Here is a 19,578-nt window from a genome sequence, read left to right on the forward strand (position 1 = left end):
GGCGCCGCCCCGGCCGGGGCGGCGCCGCTTCGGCACGCGGGCGTCAGTGCCGGTCGCCGTACCGGCGGCGGAACTGCTCGACCCGGCCGGCGGTGTCCAGCACCCGGGACTGGCCGGTGTAGAAGGGGTGGCTGGCCGAGGAGATCTCGACGTCGATCACCGGGTAGGTGCGGCCGTCCTCCCACTCGACGGTGCGGTCGCTGGTGGCGGTCGACCGGGTGAGGAAGGCGAGGCCGCCGACCTTGTCGCGGAAGACGACCGGGCGGTAGGCGGGGTGGATTCCGGGCTTCATGGGGGCTCCTCCTGGTCGGTGGGTCAGCGCTCTTCGCGGAACTCGACGTGCCGGGCGACGACCGGGTCGTACTTGCGCAGCACCATCCGGTCCGGGTCGTTGCGGCGGTTCTTGCGGGTCACGTACGTGTAGCCGGTGCCGGCGGTGGAGCGGAGCTTGATCACGGGGCGCAGTTCGTTGCGGGCCATGCGGTGTCCTCCTGGGATGTCGGGACGGGGGCGTCGGGGCGCAGGGACGCCGGACCGTCGGGGGTGTCCGGGGGCTGGGCCGAAACCGTACACCGAAATGGAAGTCATTTTCATCTGGTGTAACGTGAGCTCCGTCCTGCCCATTCCCGGACGCCAGGGAGCACCCATGTCCGCCCACTGCCAGCTCACCGGTCGCCGGCCCGGCTTCGGCAACGCGATCTCGCACTCGCACCGCCGCACCCCGCGCCGCTTCGACCCCAACATCCAGCGCAAGCGCTACTGGCTGCCCAGCGAGGGCCGGCACGTCCGGCTCGTGCTGAGCGCCAAGGGCATCCGCACCGTCGACACCATCGGCATCGAGGCCGCCGTGGCCCGCATCCGCGCCCGGGGGGAGAAGGTCTGATGGCCAAGCAGAGCAAGATCGCCAAGAACGAGCAGCGCCGCGCCGTGGTGGCCCGCTACGCCGAGCGCCGGGCCGAACTCAAGCGGATCATCGCCCACCCCGGCACCGCCCCCGCCGACCGCGTCGCCGCCCAGGCCGAACTCGCCCGCCAGCCGCGCGACGCGAGCGCCACCAGGGTCCGCAACCGCGACGCCGTGGACGGCCGGCCCCGCGGCTACCTGCGCGCCTTCGGCCTCTCCCGGGTCAACCTCCGGGTGCACGCCCACGCCGGGCACCTGCCGGGCGTCCGCAAGGCCAGCTGGTGAGCGCCGTGGACGGCACCCGGCTCCCGGTGGTCGTGGTCGCCGGTCTGCACGCGGACGAACGCCGCGCCGCCGTGGCGGAGTTGACGGCCGCGGCGGTGGACGCCGTGGTGCTGCGGCACGACCTGCGGGACGCCTCGCTCGGCCTGGTCCACCGCGAACTGCGGGACGCCGGTGGGGCGTTCGACACCGAGGCGGTGCCGCTGGCGAACGACTGCGCCTGCTGCGCCCTGCGCGAGGACCTACTGCCCCGCCTGCTGGAGATCGCCGACGAGGGCCGGTACGGGCTCGCGGTGGTCGAACTCTGGGGCGGCAGCGACCCGCACCCCGCCGTCGAGGTGCTCGCCGGCGGGGAGGTCGACGGCCGTCACCTGGCGGACGCGATCGAACTCGCGGGCGTGGTCACCGCCGTCGACCCGGACCGGCTGATCGCCGAACTCTCCGTCCCCGACGACCTGGAGGAGCACGGCGAGCACACCGCCGCCCGCGACGACCGCACCCGGGCCGAGGCGCTCGCCCACCAGATCGAGTACGCCACCACCCTCGTCGTACCGCGCGCCGCGGCGCACGCGCCGGGGCTCGCGCTGCTGCGCCAGCTCCACCCCACCGCCCGGCTGGTCCGGCTCGGCACCGGCACCCTCACCCGGGCCGCACTCGGCGGCTTCGACGTCGCCGCCGCCCGCGACCGGGTCAACCCGGCGATCGCCCTCCTCCCGCAGGAGCGGGACGAGGCCGGGGTCGCCACGCTGGTCTGGGAACGCCGTCGCCCGCTCCACCCGGAGCGGCTGCACCGGGCGCTCGAACTGCTCGTCCCGGCGGCGCAGCGCAGCCGCGGCCGCTTCTGGCTGGCCAACCGGCCCGACCTGATGCTCGCCTGGGACGCGGCCGGGGCCAACCTCGCGGTCGAGGAGTGCGGGCCCTGGCTCACCTCCCTGCCCGACGCCGCCTGGGAGCTCTACCCGCCGGCCCGCCGTGCCGCCGCCGCCCTCGACTGGCACCCGCTGCACGGCGACCGGGTGCAGCAGCTCAGCTTCACCGCCGAGGGGCTGGACGTCGACGGCATCACCGAGCTGCTGGACTCCTGCCTGCTCACCGACGCCGAACTCGCCGCCGGCGAACCCGGCTGGAAGGCCCTCCCGGACGCCTTCCGGGACCTGCTCGACCCCGTCCACCGCTGAACCCGACCCCGTCCGCCCCCGAAGGAGCGCCCGTGCGCAAACGAACCGCCCCGCCGAAGCCCCGCCCCAACCCGCTGCTCGCGGCCGGCATCGAGTACGTCGACTACAAGGACACCGACCTGCTGCGCCGCTTCATCTCCGACCGGGGCAAGATCCGCAGCCGCCGGGTCACCCGCCTCACCGTCCAGCAGCAGCGGGCGATGGCCCGGGCGATCAAGAACGCCCGCGAGATGGCCCTCCTCCCGTACGCCTCCGGCACCAGCCGGTAGATCCGGCACCAGCCGACCAAGGAGCCCCCGATGGCAGTCCCCAAGCGCAAGACCTCCCGCAGCAACACCCGGCACCGCCGCGCCCAGTGGAAGGCGACGGCCCCGAAGCTGGTCCCGATCACCCTGAACGGCCGGGAGATGCTCGTCCCCCAGAACCTCCTCCCGGCCTACCGCCGCGGCCTGATCGACCCGGAGGCGGGGTGACGGTACGGCGCGTGTGAGGGGGAGGGGGTGCCTCTCCGGGCGGCTCGGCGGGCGGAGCGGGCCGGGGGTTCGTAGGCTCGACGCATGGCGGATGCGTACGCGGGGCGGCGGGAGCGGGTGCGGGAGCACTGTGGTGCGGCCGGGACGGATGCGGCGCTGATCACCCGGGCGGCGAACGTGCGCTACCTGACGGGCTGCGCGCCGTGCGGGGCGACCGTGCTGCTGACCCGGGACCGGGTGCTGCTGGCGCTGCCGGACGACCTGCCGCCGGACGACGCGGGGGAGCACCTGATCGCCCCGGACGTCACCCAGGTGCCGGTGCCGGCCGGGACGGACACCGCGCTGGCGGCCGCGGCCGCGGCCGGGCGGCTGGGGGTGCGGGGTCTGGCGGTGGAGGAGCACGACCTGACCGTCACCCGGCACCGGGCGGTGGCGGGCCTGGTGGAGGGCGCCCGGCTGGCGGACCTCGGGCAGGCGGTGGAGCGGCTGCGGGTGGTCAAGGACGAGCACGAGATCGCCGACCTGCGGATCGCCGCCGAGATCGCCGACCAGGCGCTCGGCGAGCTGCTGGAGTCGATCCTGGTCGGCCGCACCGAGCGGCACCTGGCGATGGAGCTGGAGCGCCGGATGATCGACCACGGTGCGGACCGGGCCGCGTTCCCGGTCTCGGTCGGCACCGGCAGCCACTCCGGCCAGCCCGCCCACCAGCCGACCGACCGGCGGGTGGAGGAGGGCGACTTCCTCACCGTGGTGATGGGCGCCCAGTACCGCGGCTACCGGATCTCGACCGCCCGGACCTTCGTGATCGGCGCGGCCCCCGCGCCCTGGCAGGTGGAGCTGCACCGGCTGGTCTTCCGCGCCCAGCGGGCCGGTCGGGAGGCACTCGGGCCCGGGGTGGAGCAGTGCGTACCCGACCGGGTCGCCCGGCAGGTCCTGGAGGCGGCCGGCCACACCGAGGCCTCGCCGCACCCGGTGGGCCACGGCATCGGGCTGGAGATCCGGGAGGCGCCGCGCCTCGGTCCGTCGGACATGGGTAAACTGGACAGCCGCGTGCCGGTCACCGTCGGCCCAGGAGTGCACCTCCCGGGCCGGGGCGGGGTCCGGATCGAGGACACGCTCGTCGTGCGCCCCCTCGAAGAGGGCGGGCCCGAGCTGCTCACCATCACCACCAAGGAGCTCCTCGCCCTGTGACGGCGGCCCCCCGGGGCCGACGGCGGCAGGACGCAAACCCTTGGTTCCTTGACAGCTATATCCAGGAGTAAGTGCGCCCGTGGCTTCCACGAACGATCTCAAGAACGGCATGGTCCTCAAGCTGGAGGGCGGCAAGCTCTGGTCCGTCGTCGAGTTCCAGCACGTCAAGCCCGGTAAGGGCCCGGCCTTCGTGCGTACCAAGCTGAAGGAGGTCCTGACGGGCAAGGTCGTCGACAAGACCTTCAACGCGGGCACCAAGGTCGAGACCGCCAACGTCGACAAGCGCGGCATGCAGTTCTCGTACAAGGACGGCGAGAACTTCGTGTTCATGGACATGGACACCTACGACCAGCTCACCATCGAGCCGGCCGTCGTCGGTGACGCCGCCAACTACCTGCTGGAGGGCTTCGAGGCCCTGGTCGCCACGAACGAGGGCGCGGTGCTCTACATCGAGCTCCCGACCTCCGTCGAGCTGGAGATCTCCCACACCGAGCCGGGCGTCCAGGGCGACCGCTCCACCGGTGGCACCAAGCCGGCCACCCTGGAGACCGGTGCCGAGATCCAGGTCCCGCTCTTCGTCGTCACCGGCGAGAAGGTCAAGGTCGACACCCGCGACGGCAGCTACCTCGGCCGGGTGAAGTAAGTCCGTGTCGGCCGCACGTAGCAAGGCCCGTACCCGGGCCTTCCAGATCCTCTTCGAGGCCGACCACCGCGGGGTCGACCCGCAGCAGGTCCTCGCCGACTGGGTGGCCCGCGCCCGCGAGCCGAAGCCCGACGAGGGCACCCCGCAGGTCGGTGAGTACACGATGGAGCTCATCGAGGGGTACGTCCAGCACGCGCGTCGCATCGACGACCTGATCGAGCAGTACGCGGTGGGCTGGACCCTCGACCGGATGCCGATCGTGGACCGCAACGTCCTGCGGCTCGGTGCGTACGAGCTGATCTGGGAGGACGGCGTCCCGGACGCGGTCGTCCTGGACGAGGCCGTCGAGATCGCCAAGGAGTTCTCCACGGACGACTCCCCGGCCTTCGTCAACGGCATGCTCGCCCGCTTCCTGGAGCTGAAGCCGAGCATCCGCCGGTAACGGTCACGCCTCGTGGACGGCCGTCGGATCCGAGATCTCGGATTCCGGCGGCCGTTCCGTGTTTCACCCGGCAGGCGTAGGGTGGGGGCCTACTCGCCAGTAACATATTCCGCGCGAAGGGCAGGCACCCCCATGACCACCGAGACCCGCAGCGAGTTCGACCGGGGCATCGCGCTGACCAGACACCCCGACGAGGCCGGCCGCTACGACGCCGAGCTCGACGCCGGCTGGCAGATCGGCGGTGGGGTCAACGGCGGGCTGCTGCTCGCCGTCGCCGGACACGCGCTGTCGCTGGAGCACGCGGAACACCCCGATCCGGTGTCGATCAGCGGTTACTACCTGTCCGCCTCCACCCCCGGCCCGGCCACCGTGCGCACCGAGGTGCTGCGCACCGGCCGCGGCCTCTCCACCGGCACCGCCTCGCTCAGCCAGGACGGCGTCGAGCGGCTGCGCGTGGTGGCCAGCCACGGCGACCTGTCCGCCGCCGACGGCGAGGTGCGCACCAGCGCCACCCCGCCGCAGCTGCCGCCGCCGGACCAGTGCATCGGCGTCGAGCACGCGCCCAAGCAACTGGTCGAGCAGGCCGCCCTGCTGGAGCGCTTCGACCTGCGGCTCGACCCGGCCACCGTCGGCTGGGCGCTCGGGCAGCCCTCCGGCCAGGGCCGGATCCAGGGCTGGTTCCGGCTCCGGGACGGCCGCGAGCCCGATCCGCTGCTGCTCCTGCTGGTCGCCGACGCGCTGCCGCCGGTCACCTTCGACCTCGGGATGCCCGGCTGGGCCCCGACCGTCGAGCTGACCGTCCACCTGCGGGCGAAGCCGGCCCCGGGCTGGCTGCGGGTCGTCCACGCCACCCGCAACCTGGCCGGCGGCTACTTCGAGGAGGACGCCGAGGTCTGGGACGAGGCCGGCCGCCTGGTCGCCCAGTCCCGGCAGCTGGCCCGGGTGCCGCGCGGCTGAGCCCGGTCCGGCCGAGGGTCCGACGGGGCCACCGGGGCGACTATTACCGGTGGTTACATTCCTGTGACACGCCGTACGTGTGTGGCGCGCGGAACTGGGGAGTAACACGGTCAGCGGCGAGCCCCGCCGCTGACCGTCACCGCCCGACGGCCCGCCCGCCGATGCCAGGAGCCTCCGAGATGACCAGCCGCAAGGGCCGCGCCCGCCGCAACTCCGACTGCACCACCGGCGGCCCGCGCCCCGCGCTGCGGGGGCCGCACCGGCCGCGGCGGGTCGAGGGGACCGAGCAGGCGTTCGTCATCGGGGTGCTGACCAACGCCGCGGACTTCGCGCGGGCGCGCGCCCGGGGGGTCTGTGACGCCCCCGACTACGAGCGCTACCTGGCCGACACCGCCGAGCTGCTGGCCGACGCGCTGGAGCGGTTCGAGACCGTGCGGGCCCGGATGTTCCACCCGCAGGACTTCGCGGAGTTCTGCCTGCTGCACGGCCTGGACCCGGCCGAGCCCGCCGCCCGCGACCGCTACCTGGTCAACCCGCCGCTGCAGACCCAACTGCTGGTCTACCAGGGCGAGGAGCTGGCCGGGGACTTCCTGCCCCGGCTGGTCCGGGCCCGGGAGAACGGGCTGACGCTCTGCCACGCCGACCTGCTGCTCGACGGCGGGCTGTACGGGGGCGGCCCGTGCGGCGGCGGACCCGACGGCGGCGCCGCTCCGGAGGAGCCGGACGAGGAGCACGCCCGCTGGGTGCGCGCGGCCTACCAGCGCGGGAGCGAGGTGTTCCGCCGGATGCTGGTCGGCGCGGGCGCCGGGGTGTACGAGCTGCGGCTGCGGGTGGACGCGCCCGGCGGGCAGCTGACCGCGTCGGCCCGGGTGCTCCAGTGGGAGGACGGTGTGGTGCGGGTCAACGACGAGGACCTGGAGCTGGTCTGCGCGGTGCTCTGCGCGGGGCTGGCGCTGGAACTGCCCGCGGTCGCCGTGCTGCACGGCTCGCAGGGCACGGCGGTGCCCGGCGCCGCCCGTGGCGGAGCCGCCGACGGACACTTCCGGCCGGCCGCCTGGGCCTGGTCGAGCGCCGGGCCGGACTGGGCGCCGGCCGCCCGCCCGGTACGGCTGGACGGGGTCGAGGCGCAGCCCGGCTACAGCCTGGGAACGGTCTGCTGAGCCCCGGGGCAGGGGCCGCCGACGCCTCGCCCGGGGCTGCTGAGCGCCACGGCGCGACCTCGGGATCCCGGGGTCGCGCCGTGACGTTTCTGCTTGGTATTACTCGGCACTCGCGTGCCTACCGACGGCGAGCCTCAGCTCGCGTCCTCCTCGCGCACCGCGCGGCGCGCGTCGGGGTTGAGCACGCCCCAGGAGATCAGCTGCTCGGTGAGGATCGACGGCGACTGGTCGTAGATGACGGCCAGCGTGCGCAGGTCGTCCTGGCGGATCGACAGCACCTTGCCGTTGTAGTCGCCGCGCTGGCTCTGGATGGTCGCCGCGTAGCGCTGCAGCGGTCCGGCCTTCTCGGACGGGACCTGGGTCAGTCTTTCCAGGTCGAGGACCAGGCGCGGCGGCGGCTCGGCCGCGCCGCCGGGGGTGCCGCCGGGCAGCAGTTCCTGTACCGGCACGCCGTAGAACTCGGCGAGCTCGGCCAGCCGCTGCACGGTGACCGCACGGTCGCCGCGCTCGTACGAGCCGACGACGACTGCCTTCCAGCGCCCCTGGGACTTCTCCTCGACACCGTGCAGGGAGAGCCCCTGCTGAGTGCGGATCGCTCGGAGCTTGCCTCCGAGCTGCTTCGCGTAGTCGCTGGACATTGATCTCCCCGGACGAGATTGCTTCGCGTTCAGTGGTGGGTCACGGGCGATTGGCCGACGCCGTTACCGGTGGGTTCGACGTCCGTCTCGTAACTCACTGTGAGGTTACGTAGAGTAAGGTAGTTGCGTCAAGCCGAATGGGGCAGTCGTGCGAATAGCCCGCATCCTCGGCGCATCCGGTGCGTGAACCCGGCGAAGCGGAACCATGGAGGTCCGTTTGCCGTGCGGCGCGCTGATAGGATGACCCGAAGCCCACGCCCGGTCGGCGGGGGCTGATTCCCAGACATCCTTTAAGGCCCGTCCAGTGAGGCGGGGAAGGAGGTCCGCTTCGGCATGACCACACACCACGAACCGACGCCGCGCGCACCGCACCAGGTGCTGGACGGCACGGACATCGCCCGGGTCGTCACCCGGATAGCGCACGAGATCGTCGAGCGCGCCAAGGGCGCGGAGGACGTCGTGCTGCTCGGCATCCACACCAGGGGAGTCCACCTCTCCCGCCGCCTGCGCGACCGGCTGGCCCAGATCACCGGGCGCGAGATCCCGCTGGGCACCCTGGACATCACCATGTACCGGGACGACCTGCGGCTGAAGCCCGCCCGCGCGCTGGAGCACACCGAGATCCCGCCCGGCGGCATCGACGGCAAGCTGGTCATCCTCGTCGACGACGTGCTGTTCTCCGGACGCACCATCCGCGCCGCGCTCGACGCGCTGAGCGACATCGGCCGCCCGCGCGCCGTGCAGCTCGCCGTGCTGGTCGACCGCGGCCACCGTGAGCTGCCGATCCGGGCCGACTACGTGGGCAAGAACCTCCCCACCTCGCTGCGCGAGGCCGTGCAGGTCCGCTTCGCCGACACCGACGGCGTGGACGCCGTCCTGGTCGGCGACCGCGACTACACCGCCCGCAGCTCGCAGGCCCTGGCCTCCCAGCCCACCGAACCGCACCTCCCGGAGTAGCCCGCGTGAAGCGCCACCTCGTCTCCGCCGCCGATCTCAGCCGCGACGACGCGCTGCTGATCCTGGACACCGCCGAGGAGCTGGCCCAGCTCTCCGGCCGGGCCGTCAAGAAGCTGCCCACGCTGCGCGGCCGCACCGTCGTCAACCTCTTCTTCGAGGACTCCACCCGGACCAAGACCTCCTTCGAGGCCGCCGAGAAGCGACTGTCCGCGGACGTCATCAACTTCTCCGCCAAGGGCTCCTCCGTCTCCAAGGGCGAGAGCCTCAAGGACACCGCGCTGACCCTCCAGGCGATGGGCGCCGACGCCGTCGTGATCCGCCACCACGCCTCGGGCGCGCCGGCCCGGCTGGCCCAGTCCGACTGGCTGCACGGCAGCGTGATCAACGCCGGTGACGGCACCCACGAGCACCCCACCCAGGCGCTGCTCGACGCCTTCACCATGCGCCGCCACCTCAACGCCGGCCTCGGCAACGACCTGGCCGGCCGCCGGGTCACCATCGTCGGCGACATCCTGCACAGCCGGGTCGCCCGCTCCAACGTGCACCTGCTGACCACCCTCGGCGCCCAGGTGACCTTCGTCGCCCCGCCGACCCTGCTGCCGATCGGGATCGAGAACTGGCCCTGCGAGGTCAGCTACTCCCTCGACGCCGTGCTGCCCAAGACCGACGCGCTGATGATGCTGCGGGTGCAGCGCGAGCGGATGAACGCCGCGTTCTTCCCGACCGAGCGCGAGTACAGCCGCCGCTACGGCATGAACGGCCTGCGGATGGCCCAGCTGCCCGAGCACGCCATCGTGATGCACCCCGGCCCGATGGTCCGCGGCATGGAGATCACCGCCGAGGTCGCCGACTCGCCGCGCTGCACCGTGGTCGAGCAGGTCGCCAACGGCGTCTCGATCCGGATGGCCGTCCTGTACCTGCTGCTCGGCGGCGCCACCCTGGCCGACGCCCCCCGCACCGACTCCGTGGAGACCTCCCAGTGACGAGCTACCTGATCCGCAACGCCAAGATCCTGGGCGGCGCCCCGCAGGACCTCCACCTCGCCGACGGCGTGATCAAGGAGATCGGCACCGGCCTGGCCGTCGAGGCGGACATCGAGATCGACGCCACCGGCATGATCGTGCTGCCCGGCCTGGTCGACCTGCACACCCACCTGCGCGAGCCCGGCCGCGAAGACGCCGAGACCGTGCTCACCGGCACCCAGGCCGCCGCGATGGGCGGCTTCACCGCCGTGCACGCGATGGCCAACACCACCCCGGTGGCCGACACCGCCGGTGTGGTCGAGCAGGTCTGGCGGCTCGGCCAGGAGGCCGGCTACTGCGACGTGCAGCCGGTCGGCGCCGTCACCGTCGGCCTGGAGGGCAAGAAGCTCGCCGAGCTCGGCGCGATGCACGAGTCCGCGGCCGGGGTCCGGGTCTTCTCCGACGACGGCAAGTGCGTGGACGACGCGGTGCTGATGCGCCGCGCCCTGGAGTACGTCAAGGCCTTCGACGGTGTCGTCGCCCAGCACGCCCAGGAGCCGCGGCTGACCGAGGGCGCCCAGATGAACGAGGGCCAGGTCTCCGGCGAGCTCGGACTGGGCGGCTGGCCGGCCGTCGCCGAGGAGTCGATCATCGCCCGCGACGTGCTGCTCGCCGCGCACGTCGGCTCCCGGCTGCACGTCTGCCACCTCTCCACGGCCGGCTCGGTCGAGATCGTCCGCTGGGCCAAGTCCAAGGGCTGGGACGTCACCGCCGAGGTCACCCCGCACCACCTGCTGCTCACCGACGAGCTGGTCCGCTCCTACGACCCGGTGTACAAGGTGAACCCGCCGCTGCGCACCGCCGAGGACGTCCAGGCGCTGCGCAAGGCGCTCGCCGACGGCACCATCGACGCCGTCGCCACCGACCACGCGCCGCACCCGGCCGAGGACAAGGACTGCGAGTGGGCCGTGGCCGCGATGGGCATGGTCGGCCTGGAGACCGCGCTGTCGGTCGTGCAGCAGACCATGGTCGACACCGGCCTGCTGAACTGGGAGGGCGTCGCGGACCGGATGTCCCGCCGCCCGGCCCGGATCGGCCGTCTCACCGGGCACGGCCGGCCGGTCTCGGTGGGTGAGCCCGCCAACCTGGTCCTCTTCGATCCCGCGTACCGTGGTGCCGTGAACCCCGAGACCTTCGCCACCCGTAGCCGCAACACCCCCTACAAGGGCATGGACCTGCCTGGACGGGTGCACGCCACCTTCCTGCGCGGTCGTGCCACCGTGCTGGCCGGCGAGCTGGCCGAGCAGGGCGGCCAGGAGTGATGGACCACGCCACGCTCGCCAAGGAGCAGGCGAAGGTCACCGACTGGCCCGGCTACATCGGCTGGTCGATCGGGCTCCTGATCGTCATCGGCCTGATCTACTGGCTGATGCGCCAGGGCTGGAACTGGCGGCGCACCCTGCAGTCCGGGATCCCGCCGCTGCCCGCCGTGCCGGCCCGCGCCGGGCGGACCATCCTGGAGACCAGCGGCCGGTACCACGGCACCACCACCGCCGGGAACTGGCTCGACCGGGTCGTCGCGCACGGCCTGGGCACCCGCAGCCGGGCCGACCTCACCCTCGGCGAGGACGGCCTGCTGGTCCAGCGCCCCGGTGACGTGGACTTCTGGATCCCGGCCGAGCACCTGACCGGGGCCCGGACCGACTCCGGGATCGCCGGCAAGGTCGTCCCCTCCGGACTGCTGGTGGTCGGCTGGGCGCACGAGGGCGCCGAGCTGGACTCCGGGTTCCGGGCCGACCACCCCGACGAGCACGCCGCCTGGGTCGAGGCGATCAACGAGCTCGTCACCCGTACCACGACGAAGACGAAGAAGACGGAAGAGGCCGCGCAATGACCGCACCTGCCCCCACCACGCAGCGCCAACGGCGGGAGCGTGTCCCCGCCGTGCTCGTCCTGGAGGACGGCCGGACCTTCCGCGGTCAGGCCTACGGCGCGACCGGTGAGACCTTCGGCGAGGCGGTCTTCAACACCGGCATGTCCGGTTACCAGGAGACCCTGACCGACCCGTCGTACCACCGCCAGGTGGTCGTGATGACCGCGCCGCAGATCGGCAACACCGGCTGGAACGACGAGGACGACGAGTCCAAGCAGATCTGGGTCGCCGGGTACGTCGTGCGCGACCCCGCCCGGGTCGCCTCCAACTGGCGCTCGCGCCGCTCGCTGGACGAGGAGCTGGCCCGCCAGGGCGTCGTCGGCATCAGCGGCGTCGACACCCGCGCGCTGACCCGCCACCTGCGCGAGCGGGGCGCGATGCGCTGCGGCATCTTCTCCGGCGAGGCGCTGGCCGACCAGGCCGCGCTGCTCGCCCGGGTGCAGCAGTCGCCCGAGATGAAGGGCGCCGACCTGTGCGCCGAGGTCGCCACCACCGAGCCGTACGTCGTGCCCGCCGTCGGTGAGAAGAAGTTCACCGTCGCGGCGCTGGACCTCGGCATCAAGGCGATGACCCCGCAGCGGATGGCCGAGCGCGGCATCGAGGTGCACGTGCTGCCGGCCGACTCCACCCTCGAGGACGTCTACGCGGTCGCCCCGGACGGCGTGTTCTTCTCCAACGGCCCGGGCGACCCGGCCACCGCCGACCACCAGGTCGCCCTCGCGCAGGGCGTGCTGGAGCGCAGGACCCCGTTCTTCGGGATCTGCTTCGGCAACCAGATCCTCGGCCGCGCGCTGGGCTTCGGCACCTACAAGCTCAAGTACGGCCACCGCGGCATCAACCAGCCGGTGCAGGACCGCACCACCGGCAAGGTCGAGGTGACCGCCCACAACCACGGCTTCGCCGTGGACGCGCCCCTGGACAAGGTGAGCGACACCCCCTACGGGCGGGTCGAGGTCTCCCACGTCTGCCTCAACGACGACGTGGTCGAGGGCCTCCAGGCGCTCGACGTGCCCGCCTTCAGCGTGCAGTACCACCCCGAAGCGGCCGCCGGCCCGCACGACGCCGCCTACCTGTTCGACCGCTTCGTGAAGCTCATGGAGGGCCAGCGTGCCTAAGCGCACTGACATCAAGTCCGTCCTGGTGATCGGCTCCGGCCCGATCGTCATCGGCCAGGCCGCCGAGTTCGACTACTCCGGCACCCAGGCCTGCCGCGTCCTCAAGGCCGAGGGCCTGCGGGTCGTGCTGGTCAACTCCAACCCGGCCACGATCATGACCGACCCGGAGATCGCCGACGCCACCTACGTCGAGCCGATCACCCCGGAGTTCGTCGAGAAGATCATCGCCAAGGAGCGTCCCGACGCGCTGCTGCCGACCCTGGGCGGCCAGACCGCGCTGAACACCGCGATCTCGCTGCACTCGGCGGGCACGCTGGAGAAGTACGGCGTCGAGCTGATCGGCGCCGACGTGGTGGCGATCAACAAGGGCGAGGACCGCGAGCTCTTCAAGGGCGTCGTCGAGGCCGTCAAGGCGAAGATCGGGTACGGCGAGTCCGCCCGCTCGGTCATCTGCCACTCCATGGACGACGTGCTGGCCGGCGTCGACACGCTCGGCGGCTACCCCGTCGTCGTGCGCCCCTCCTTCACCATGGGCGGCGCCGGCTCCGGCTTCGCCCACAACGAGGAGGACCTGCGCCGCATCGCCGGTCAGGGCCTGGCCCTCTCGCCGACCACCGAGGTGCTCCTGGAGGAGTCCATCCTCGGCTGGAAGGAGTACGAGCTGGAGCTGATGCGCGACCGGAACGACAACGTCGTGGTCGTCTGCTCCATCGAGAACTTCGACCCGATGGGCGTGCACACCGGTGACTCGATCACCGTCGCCCCGGCGATGACCCTCACCGACCGCGAGTACCAGATCCTGCGCGACATCGGCATCGCCGTGATCCGCGAGGTCGGCGTCGACACCGGCGGCTGCAACATCCAGTTCGCGGTCAACCCCGAGGACGGCCGGGTCATCGTGATCGAGATGAACCCGCGCGTCTCCCGCTCCTCGGCGCTCGCCTCCAAGGCCACCGGCTTCCCGATCGCCAAGATCGCCGCCAAGCTGGCCGTCGGCTACACCCTGGACGAGATCCCCAACGACATCACCGAGCAGACCCCGGCCTCCTTCGAGCCGACCCTCGACTACGTCGTGGTCAAGGTCCCGCGGTTCGCGTTCGAGAAGTTCCCGAGCGCCGACGCCACCCTCACCACCACCATGAAGTCGGTCGGCGAGGCCATGGCCATGGGCCGCAACTTCCCCGAGGCGCTGCAGAAGGCGCTGCGCTCGCTGGAGAAGAAGGGCTCCCAGTTCAGCTGGACCGGCCCGCTCGGCGACAAGGCCGAGCTGCTGGTCAAGGCCACCGTGCCGACCGACGGCCGGATCAACACCGTGATGGACGCCATCCGGGCCGGCGCCACCCCGGAGGAGGTCTTCCAGTACACGAAGATCGACCCGTGGTTCGTCGACCAGCTCTTCCTGCTGGACGAGATCGCCGGCGAGCTGGCCGAGGCCGCCGAGCTCACCCCCGAGCTGCTGCGCCACGCCAAGCGGCACGGCTTCTCCGACCAGCAGGTCGGCGAGATCCGCGGCCTGCGGCCGGACGTGGTCCGCGAGGTGCGCCACGCGCTCGGCATCCGCCCGGTGTTCAAGACCGTCGACACCTGCGCCGCCGAGTTCGCCGCCAAGACCCCGTACTTCTACTCCTCGTACGACGAGGAGAGCGAGGTCGCCCCGCGCACCAAGCCGGCCGTGATCATCCTCGGCTCGGGCCCGAACCGCATCGGCCAGGGCATCGAGTTCGACTACTCCTGCGTGCACGCCTCCTTCGCGCTGGCCGAGGCCGGGTACGAGACCGTCATGGTCAACTGCAACCCGGAGACCGTCTCCACCGACTACGACACCTCCGACCGGCTCTACTTCGAGCCGCTCACCCTGGAGGACGTGCTGGAGATCGTCCACGCCGAGCAGCAGGCCGGTCCGCTGGCCGGTGTGATCGTCCAGCTCGGCGGCCAGACCCCGCTGGGCCTGGCGCAGGCGCTCAAGGACAACGGCGTGCCGATCGTCGGCACCCAGCCCGAGGCGATCGACCTCGCCGAGGAGCGCGGCGCCTTCGGCCGCGTGCTGCGCGACGCCGGTCTGCCCGCGCCCAAGCACGGCACCGCCTTCTCCTTCGCGGAGGCCAAGGCGATCGCCGACGAGATCGGCTACCCGGTGCTGGCCCGCCCGTCCTACGTGCTCGGCGGCCGCGGCATGGAGATCGTCTACGACGAGGCCTCGCTCGCCTCCTACCTGGAGCGGCACGCCGGTCTGATCTCCGAGCACCCGGTGCTGATCGACCGCTTCCTGGACGACGCGGTGGAGATCGACGTCGACGCGCTCTACGACGGCACCGAGCTCTACCTCGGCGGCGTCATGGAGCACATCGAGGAGGCCGGCATCCACTCCGGCGACTCCGCCTGCGCGCTGCCCCCGATCACCCTGGGCGGCTACGACATCAAGCGCCTGCGCACCTCCACCGAGGCGATCGCGCGCGGCGTCGGCGTCCGCGGCCTGATCAACATCCAGTTCGCGCTGGCCGGGGACATCCTCTACGTGCTGGAGGCCAACCCGCGCGCCTCCCGCACCGTGCCCTTCACCTCCAAGGCGACCGCCGTGCCGCTGGCCAAGGCCGCCGCCCGGATCTCGCTCGGCGCCACCATCGCCGAGCTGCGCGCCGAGGGCATGCTGCCGACCGAGGGCGACGGCGGCACCCTGCCGGCCGACGCCCCGATCGCGGTCAAGGAGGCCGTGATGCCGTGGAGCCGCTTCCGCGACATCCACGGCCGCGGCGTGGACACCGTGCTCGGCCCCGAGATGCGCTCGACCGGCGAGGTCATGGGCATCGACCGGGTCTTCGGCACCGCGTACGCCAAGGCGCAGGCCGGTGCGTACGGCGCGCTGCCGACCAAGGGCAAGGTCTTCGTCTCGGTCGCCAACCGGGACAAGCGCAACCTGGTCTTCCCGGCCCGGGCGCTGGTCGGCCTCGGCTTCGAGGTGCTCGCCACCGCCGGCACCGCCGAGGTGCTGCACCGCGGCGGCATCCCGTCGACGCTGGTGCGCAAGCACAGCGAGGGCGAGGGCCCGAACGGCGAGAAGACCATCGTCCAGCTGATCCACGACGGCGAGGTCGACCTGATCATCAACACGCCGTACGGCACCGGCGGGCGCCTGGACGGCTACGAGATCCGCACCGCCGCGGTCTCCCGCGGCGTCCCGTGCCTGACCACCGTCCAGGCGATGGGGGCCGCCGTCCAGGGCATGGACGCGCAGCTGCGGGACGAGGTCGGAGTGATGTCGCTCCAGGAGCACGCCGAGCTGATCAACGCCGGCCGCAAGTAGCACCACCGCAGTGGGGGGCACCGGAGCCAGTCGGGTGCCCCCCACTTCCATGACCAAGTCCGGTCATCGATCCGGGAGTTGACCCCCCTTGTACAAGTTCCTGTTCGACCTCGTCTTCAAGAAGATGGACCCGGAGAAGGCGCACCACCTCGCCTTCTTCTGGATCCGGCTCGCCTCCTCGGTGCCCGGCCTGCGCACCCTGGTCCGGCTGGTGCTCGCCCCCCGCGACCGGGCGCTGCGCACCAGGGCCCTCGGCCTGGACCTGCCCGGTCCGTTCGGGCTCGCGGCCGGCTTCGACAAGAACGGCGTCGGCATCGACGGCCTGGCGATGCTCGGCTTCGACTACGTCGAGATCGGCACCATCACCGGCGAGGCCCAGCCGGGCAACCCGGCGCCCCGGCTGTTCCGCCTGGTCGAGGACCGCGCGCTGATCAACCGGATGGGCTTCAACAACCAGGGCTCGGCCCGGGTCGCCGCCCGGTTGGCCGCCCGCCCGCACACCAGCTCCACCCCGGTGATCGGCGTCAACATCGGCAAGACCAAGGTGGTCGAGGAAGCCGACGCGGTCGCCGACTACGTCAAGTCGACCGAGCGGCTGGCCAAGTACGCCGACTACCTGGTGGTCAACGTCAGCTCGCCGAACACCCCCGGGCTGCGCAACCTCCAGGCCGTCGACCACCTGCGCCCGCTGCTCGCCGCGGTGCGCGAGGCCGCCGACCGCACCACCGCGCACCACGTGCCGCTGCTGGTCAAGATCGCCCCCGACCTGGCGGACGAGGACGTCGACGCGGTCGCCGACCTCGCCCTGGAGCTGGGCCTGGACGGCATCATCGCCACCAACACCACGATCGGCCGGGAGGGCCTGCGGGCGGACGCCCGGCGGGTCGAGGAGATCGGCATGGGCGGCCTGTCCGGCGCCCCGCTCAAGGCCCGCGCCCTGGAGGTGCTGCAGCGGCTGCGCGCCCGCACCGGCGGCCGGCTGGCCCTGGTCTCGGTCGGCGGCGTGGAGACCGCCGAGGACGCCTGGCAGCGGATCATCCACGGGGCCGACCTGGTGCAGGGCTACAGCGCCTTCATCTACGAGGGGCCGTTCTGGTGCCGCCGGGTCCACAAGGGCCTGTCCGCCCGGATCCGCGCCGCGGGCTTCCGTGACCTCGCGGCGGCCGTCGGCAGCGCCGTGCGCGACGCGGATGCCGTGCGCGACGTGAGCGACGTGCGCGACCCCAAGAACGCTTCCTGAACCCCCGTACGACCTTCGGAGTGGACGACATGACCCTCGCCCCGTTCGGCGCCCGGCTGCGCCAGGCCCTCGACACCCGCGGCCAGCTCTGCGTCGGGATCGACCCGCACGCCTCCCTGCTCTCCGCCTGGGGGCTCGGCGACGACCTCGCCGGGCTGGAGACCTTCAGCCGCACCGTGGTGGAGGCGCTGGCCGACCGGGTGGCCGTGCTGAAGCCGCAGGCGGCCTTCTTCGAGCGCTTCGGCAGCAAGGGCGTCGCGGTGCTGGAGAAGAGCGTGGCGGAGGCCCGGGAGGCCGGCGCGCTGGTGCTGATGGACGCCAAGCGCGGCGACATCGGCTCCACCATGGCCGCCTACGCGGAGGCCTTCCTGTCGCCCGGCAGCCCGCTGTTCTCGGACGCCGTCACGGTCAGCCCGTACCTGGGCTTCGGCTCGCTGCGCCCGGCCCTGGACCTGGCCCGCGAGCAGGGCTGCGGCGTCTTCGCGCTGGCGCTCACCTCCAACCCGGAGGGCGCCGAGGTGCAGCGCGCGGTCGGTGCGGCCGGCGAGCCGGTCGCGGCCTCGGTGCTGCGGCAGCTGGCGGCGGAGAACGCGGACGCCGCGCCGCTGGGCTCCTTCGGCGCGGTGGTCGGCGCGACGCTGGCCGACGCGGGCGTGGACCTGGCGATCAACGGCCCGCTGCTGGCCCCCGGGATCGGCGCCCAGGGCGCGACCATGGCGGACCTGCCGCGGGTTTTCGGCGCCTCGGTGCTCAACGTGGTGCCGAGCGTCAGCCGGGACGTGCTGAAGCACGGACCGTCGGTTCCGGCGCTCCGGGAGGCGGCGGAGCGCTTCGTCGGGGAGTTCGCCGACGCCGTCAAGTAGTGGGAGCGGAGACCGTCAAGTAGCGGAAGGGGCGCGGCCGGTAGCCCGGTGGTAGCGGCCCGGTGACCGTCCGCAGTGTCCGCAGGACGGCGGGTCGGCTCCGCGGTTGACGTGAGCGCCGTCACACTGGGCCCGTCAAAGTTTCGCAATCGCGGTCATTTTGCCCTGGAAAGTCCTGGTCGGCCTTGGCTGACCAGGACTTTTCGTGTTCTTTTCCTGACGTGGCGCCGCAATGCGGGTAGTGTCCGGCGATAGGTCATCGGCGAGCCGCGAAACCCGTAGCTCCCGCAGGTCAGGGCCCTGTGGTTCCCCATTGGGCTCCCCTTGCGGACGGTGTCCCCGGTACCAAACCAGTCATAGCTCAATCCCTTCCTTCCACACCCTGAGGTGAACGGCGTGGCTCTTCCGCCCCTTACCCCTGAACAGCGCACCGCCGCGCTCGCCAAGGCCGCCGAGGCTCGCCGGGAGCGCGCCGAGGTCAAGAACCGGCTCAAGCACTCCGGTGCCTCCCTGCACGATGTGATCAAGGCCGGCAAGAACGACAACGACGTCATCGGCAAGATGAAGGTGTCGGCCCTGCTGGAGTCCCTTCCGGGCGTCGGCAAGGTTCGGGCCAAGCAGATCATGGAGCGTCTCGGCATCAGCGAGAGCCGCCGTGTCCGCGGTCTCGGAACGAACCAGATCGCCTCCCTGGAGCGGGAGTTCGGCGGTGGCGCCGCCTGACCGTGCCCCCGTGGTCCCGGGATCGTCCGCGATCCGGGATAATCGGTGCATGAGTGAGCGTCCGCGGCTGACCGTGCTCTCCGGCCCCTCGGGGGTCGGCAAGAGCACGGTCGTCGCTCATATGAGGAAGATGTACCCCGAGGTCTGGCTCTCGGTGTCGGCCACCACCCGGCACCCGAGGCCCGGCGAGAAGAACGGGGTCCAGTACCACTTCGTCGACAACGACGAGTTCGACAAGCTGGTCGCCAACGGCGAGCTGCTGGAGTGGGCGGAGTTCGCGGGGAACCGTTACGGCACCCCGCGTGCGGCCGTCCTGGAGAAGCTGGAGCGCGGCGAGCCCGTCCTGCTGGAGATCGACCTGCAGGGCGCCCGTCAGGTGCGCGAGTCGATGCCGGAGGCCCAGCTGGTCTTCCTGGCCCCGCCGAGCTGGGACGAGCTGGTCCGTCGGCTGACCGGCCGGGGCACCGAGTCGCAGGACGTGATCGACCGGCGGCTGGAGGCGGCGAAGGTCGAGCTCGCGGCCGAGGCCGAGTTCGATTCGACCCTTGTCAACACCTCCGTCGAGCAGGTAGCGGCCGAACTGCTAGCCTTGCTCGGTGTAGCCTGACCTGTCAGTC

Annotated in this window: 23 protein-coding genes; 20 read left to right on the forward strand and 3 right to left on the reverse strand. The window is 72.3% G+C overall.

The window, feature by feature from the left end; all coding sequences use genetic code 11:
* Window positions 1-43 precede the first annotated feature (43 nt).
* Window positions 44-292, reverse strand: a complete 249-nt coding sequence (locus AB0O91_RS02620) for a type B 50S ribosomal protein L31 (protein ID WP_363427275.1) — start codon at window positions 290-292, stop codon at window positions 44-46.
* Between the two features lie 23 nt (window positions 293-315).
* Window positions 316-480 (reverse strand): 50S ribosomal protein L33, encoded by a 165-nt coding sequence (gene rpmG, locus AB0O91_RS02625; protein WP_363427276.1) that lies wholly within the window; start codon window positions 478-480, stop codon window positions 316-318.
* A gap of 166 nt (window positions 481-646) precedes the next feature.
* Here rpmG and rpmB point away from each other — a divergent pair, with 166 nt between their 5' ends.
* The 10 genes from rpmB to AB0O91_RS02675 all read left to right on the forward strand — a co-directional run bounded on the left by rpmB (window position 647) and on the right by AB0O91_RS02675 (window position 7,229).
* Window positions 647-883 carry a 50S ribosomal protein L28 gene (gene rpmB, locus AB0O91_RS02630; protein ID WP_363427277.1) on the forward strand — a complete coding sequence of 79 codons (237 nt, stop codon included), beginning with the start codon at window positions 647-649 and terminating at the stop codon, window positions 881-883.
* Complete coding sequence (gene rpsN / locus AB0O91_RS02635) at window positions 883-1,188, forward strand: 30S ribosomal protein S14 (RefSeq protein ID WP_363427278.1); 306 nt, start codon at window positions 883-885, stop codon at window positions 1,186-1,188. Before rpmB ends, rpsN begins: the two co-directional genes overlap by 1 nt.
* Window positions 1,189-1,193: 5 nt before the next feature.
* Window positions 1,194-2,363, forward strand: coding sequence for a GTP-binding protein (locus AB0O91_RS02640; protein WP_363427402.1), 1,170 nt, complete (start codon window positions 1,194-1,196; stop codon window positions 2,361-2,363).
* A 32-nt stretch (window positions 2,364-2,395) separates the two neighbouring features.
* The gene (gene rpsR, locus AB0O91_RS02645) at window positions 2,396-2,632 is read left to right on the forward strand and encodes a 30S ribosomal protein S18 (protein ID WP_363427279.1); all 237 of its coding nucleotides are present in this window, start codon (window positions 2,396-2,398) and stop codon (window positions 2,630-2,632) included.
* 30 nt (window positions 2,633-2,662) lie between these two features.
* Complete coding sequence (gene rpmF / locus AB0O91_RS02650; protein ID WP_363427280.1) at window positions 2,663-2,836, forward strand: 50S ribosomal protein L32; 174 nt, start codon at window positions 2,663-2,665, stop codon at window positions 2,834-2,836.
* Window positions 2,837-2,920: 84 nt separating this feature from the next.
* The gene (locus tag AB0O91_RS02655; RefSeq protein WP_363427281.1) at window positions 2,921-4,027 is read left to right on the forward strand and encodes an aminopeptidase P family protein; all 1,107 of its coding nucleotides are present in this window, start codon (window positions 2,921-2,923) and stop codon (window positions 4,025-4,027) included.
* 79 nt (window positions 4,028-4,106) lie between these two features.
* Window positions 4,107-4,670 (forward strand): elongation factor P, encoded by a 564-nt coding sequence (gene efp / locus AB0O91_RS02660; RefSeq protein WP_350508647.1) that lies wholly within the window; start codon window positions 4,107-4,109, stop codon window positions 4,668-4,670.
* 4 nt (window positions 4,671-4,674) lie between these two features.
* The gene (gene nusB / locus AB0O91_RS02665) at window positions 4,675-5,112 is read left to right on the forward strand and encodes a transcription antitermination factor NusB (protein WP_030290257.1); all 438 of its coding nucleotides are present in this window, start codon (window positions 4,675-4,677) and stop codon (window positions 5,110-5,112) included.
* 132 nt (window positions 5,113-5,244) lie between these two features.
* On the forward strand, window positions 5,245-6,069 hold the full coding sequence (locus tag AB0O91_RS02670) for a thioesterase family protein (RefSeq protein WP_363427282.1): 825 nt from the start codon (window positions 5,245-5,247) through the stop codon (window positions 6,067-6,069).
* A gap of 179 nt (window positions 6,070-6,248) precedes the next feature.
* The gene (locus AB0O91_RS02675; protein ID WP_363427283.1) at window positions 6,249-7,229 is read left to right on the forward strand and encodes a hypothetical protein; all 981 of its coding nucleotides are present in this window, start codon (window positions 6,249-6,251) and stop codon (window positions 7,227-7,229) included.
* Between the two features lie 134 nt (window positions 7,230-7,363).
* On the opposite strand, the gene AB0O91_RS02680 is transcribed toward AB0O91_RS02675, so the two are convergent.
* Window positions 7,364-7,867: a transcriptional regulator gene (locus tag AB0O91_RS02680; protein WP_030056198.1), complete on the reverse strand. Its 504-nt coding sequence runs from the start codon at window positions 7,865-7,867 to the stop codon at window positions 7,364-7,366.
* A 333-nt stretch (window positions 7,868-8,200) separates the two neighbouring features.
* Here AB0O91_RS02680 and pyrR point away from each other — a divergent pair, with 333 nt between their 5' ends.
* From pyrR to gmk, 10 genes are all read left to right on the forward strand, one after another.
* Window positions 8,201-8,824 carry a bifunctional pyr operon transcriptional regulator/uracil phosphoribosyltransferase PyrR gene (pyrR, locus tag AB0O91_RS02685; RefSeq protein ID WP_363427284.1) on the forward strand — a complete coding sequence of 208 codons (624 nt, stop codon included), beginning with the start codon at window positions 8,201-8,203 and terminating at the stop codon, window positions 8,822-8,824.
* A 5-nt stretch (window positions 8,825-8,829) separates the two neighbouring features.
* Complete coding sequence (locus AB0O91_RS02690) at window positions 8,830-9,807, forward strand: aspartate carbamoyltransferase catalytic subunit (RefSeq protein WP_363427285.1); 978 nt, start codon at window positions 8,830-8,832, stop codon at window positions 9,805-9,807.
* On the forward strand, window positions 9,804-11,108 hold the full coding sequence (locus AB0O91_RS02695) for a dihydroorotase (protein ID WP_363427286.1): 1,305 nt from the start codon (window positions 9,804-9,806) through the stop codon (window positions 11,106-11,108). The genes AB0O91_RS02690 and AB0O91_RS02695 overlap by 4 nt, the downstream gene beginning before the upstream one ends.
* Window positions 11,108-11,680: a hypothetical protein gene (locus AB0O91_RS02700; RefSeq protein WP_363427287.1), complete on the forward strand. Its 573-nt coding sequence runs from the start codon at window positions 11,108-11,110 to the stop codon at window positions 11,678-11,680. Before AB0O91_RS02695 ends, AB0O91_RS02700 begins: the two co-directional genes overlap by 1 nt.
* Window positions 11,677-12,834, forward strand: a complete 1,158-nt coding sequence (gene carA / locus AB0O91_RS02705) for a glutamine-hydrolyzing carbamoyl-phosphate synthase small subunit (RefSeq protein WP_363427288.1) — start codon at window positions 11,677-11,679, stop codon at window positions 12,832-12,834. The genes AB0O91_RS02700 and carA overlap by 4 nt, the downstream gene beginning before the upstream one ends.
* Entirely contained in the window at window positions 12,827-16,135 is a 3,309-nt protein-coding gene (carB, locus tag AB0O91_RS02710; protein ID WP_363427289.1) for a carbamoyl-phosphate synthase large subunit, read from the forward strand. The genes carA and carB overlap by 8 nt, the downstream gene beginning before the upstream one ends.
* Window positions 16,136-16,223: 88 nt before the next feature.
* Window positions 16,224-17,375 (forward strand): quinone-dependent dihydroorotate dehydrogenase, encoded by a 1,152-nt coding sequence (locus AB0O91_RS02715; RefSeq protein WP_363427290.1) that lies wholly within the window; start codon window positions 16,224-16,226, stop codon window positions 17,373-17,375.
* 29 nt (window positions 17,376-17,404) lie between these two features.
* Window positions 17,405-18,238 carry an orotidine-5'-phosphate decarboxylase gene (pyrF, locus tag AB0O91_RS02720; RefSeq protein ID WP_363427403.1) on the forward strand — a complete coding sequence of 278 codons (834 nt, stop codon included), beginning with the start codon at window positions 17,405-17,407 and terminating at the stop codon, window positions 18,236-18,238.
* 396 nt (window positions 18,239-18,634) lie between these two features.
* Entirely contained in the window at window positions 18,635-18,961 is a 327-nt protein-coding gene (gene mihF / locus AB0O91_RS02725) for an integration host factor, actinobacterial type (RefSeq protein ID WP_350512862.1), read from the forward strand.
* Window positions 18,962-19,010: 49 nt separating this feature from the next.
* Window positions 19,011-19,568 (forward strand): guanylate kinase, encoded by a 558-nt coding sequence (gene gmk, locus AB0O91_RS02730; protein ID WP_363427291.1) that lies wholly within the window; start codon window positions 19,011-19,013, stop codon window positions 19,566-19,568.
* Window positions 19,569-19,578 lie beyond the last annotated feature (10 nt).

This window comes from Kitasatospora sp. NPDC089797, from assembly GCF_040684795.1.
In the GTDB taxonomy this organism is placed as follows: Bacteria; Actinomycetota; Actinomycetes; order Streptomycetales; family Streptomycetaceae; genus Kitasatospora.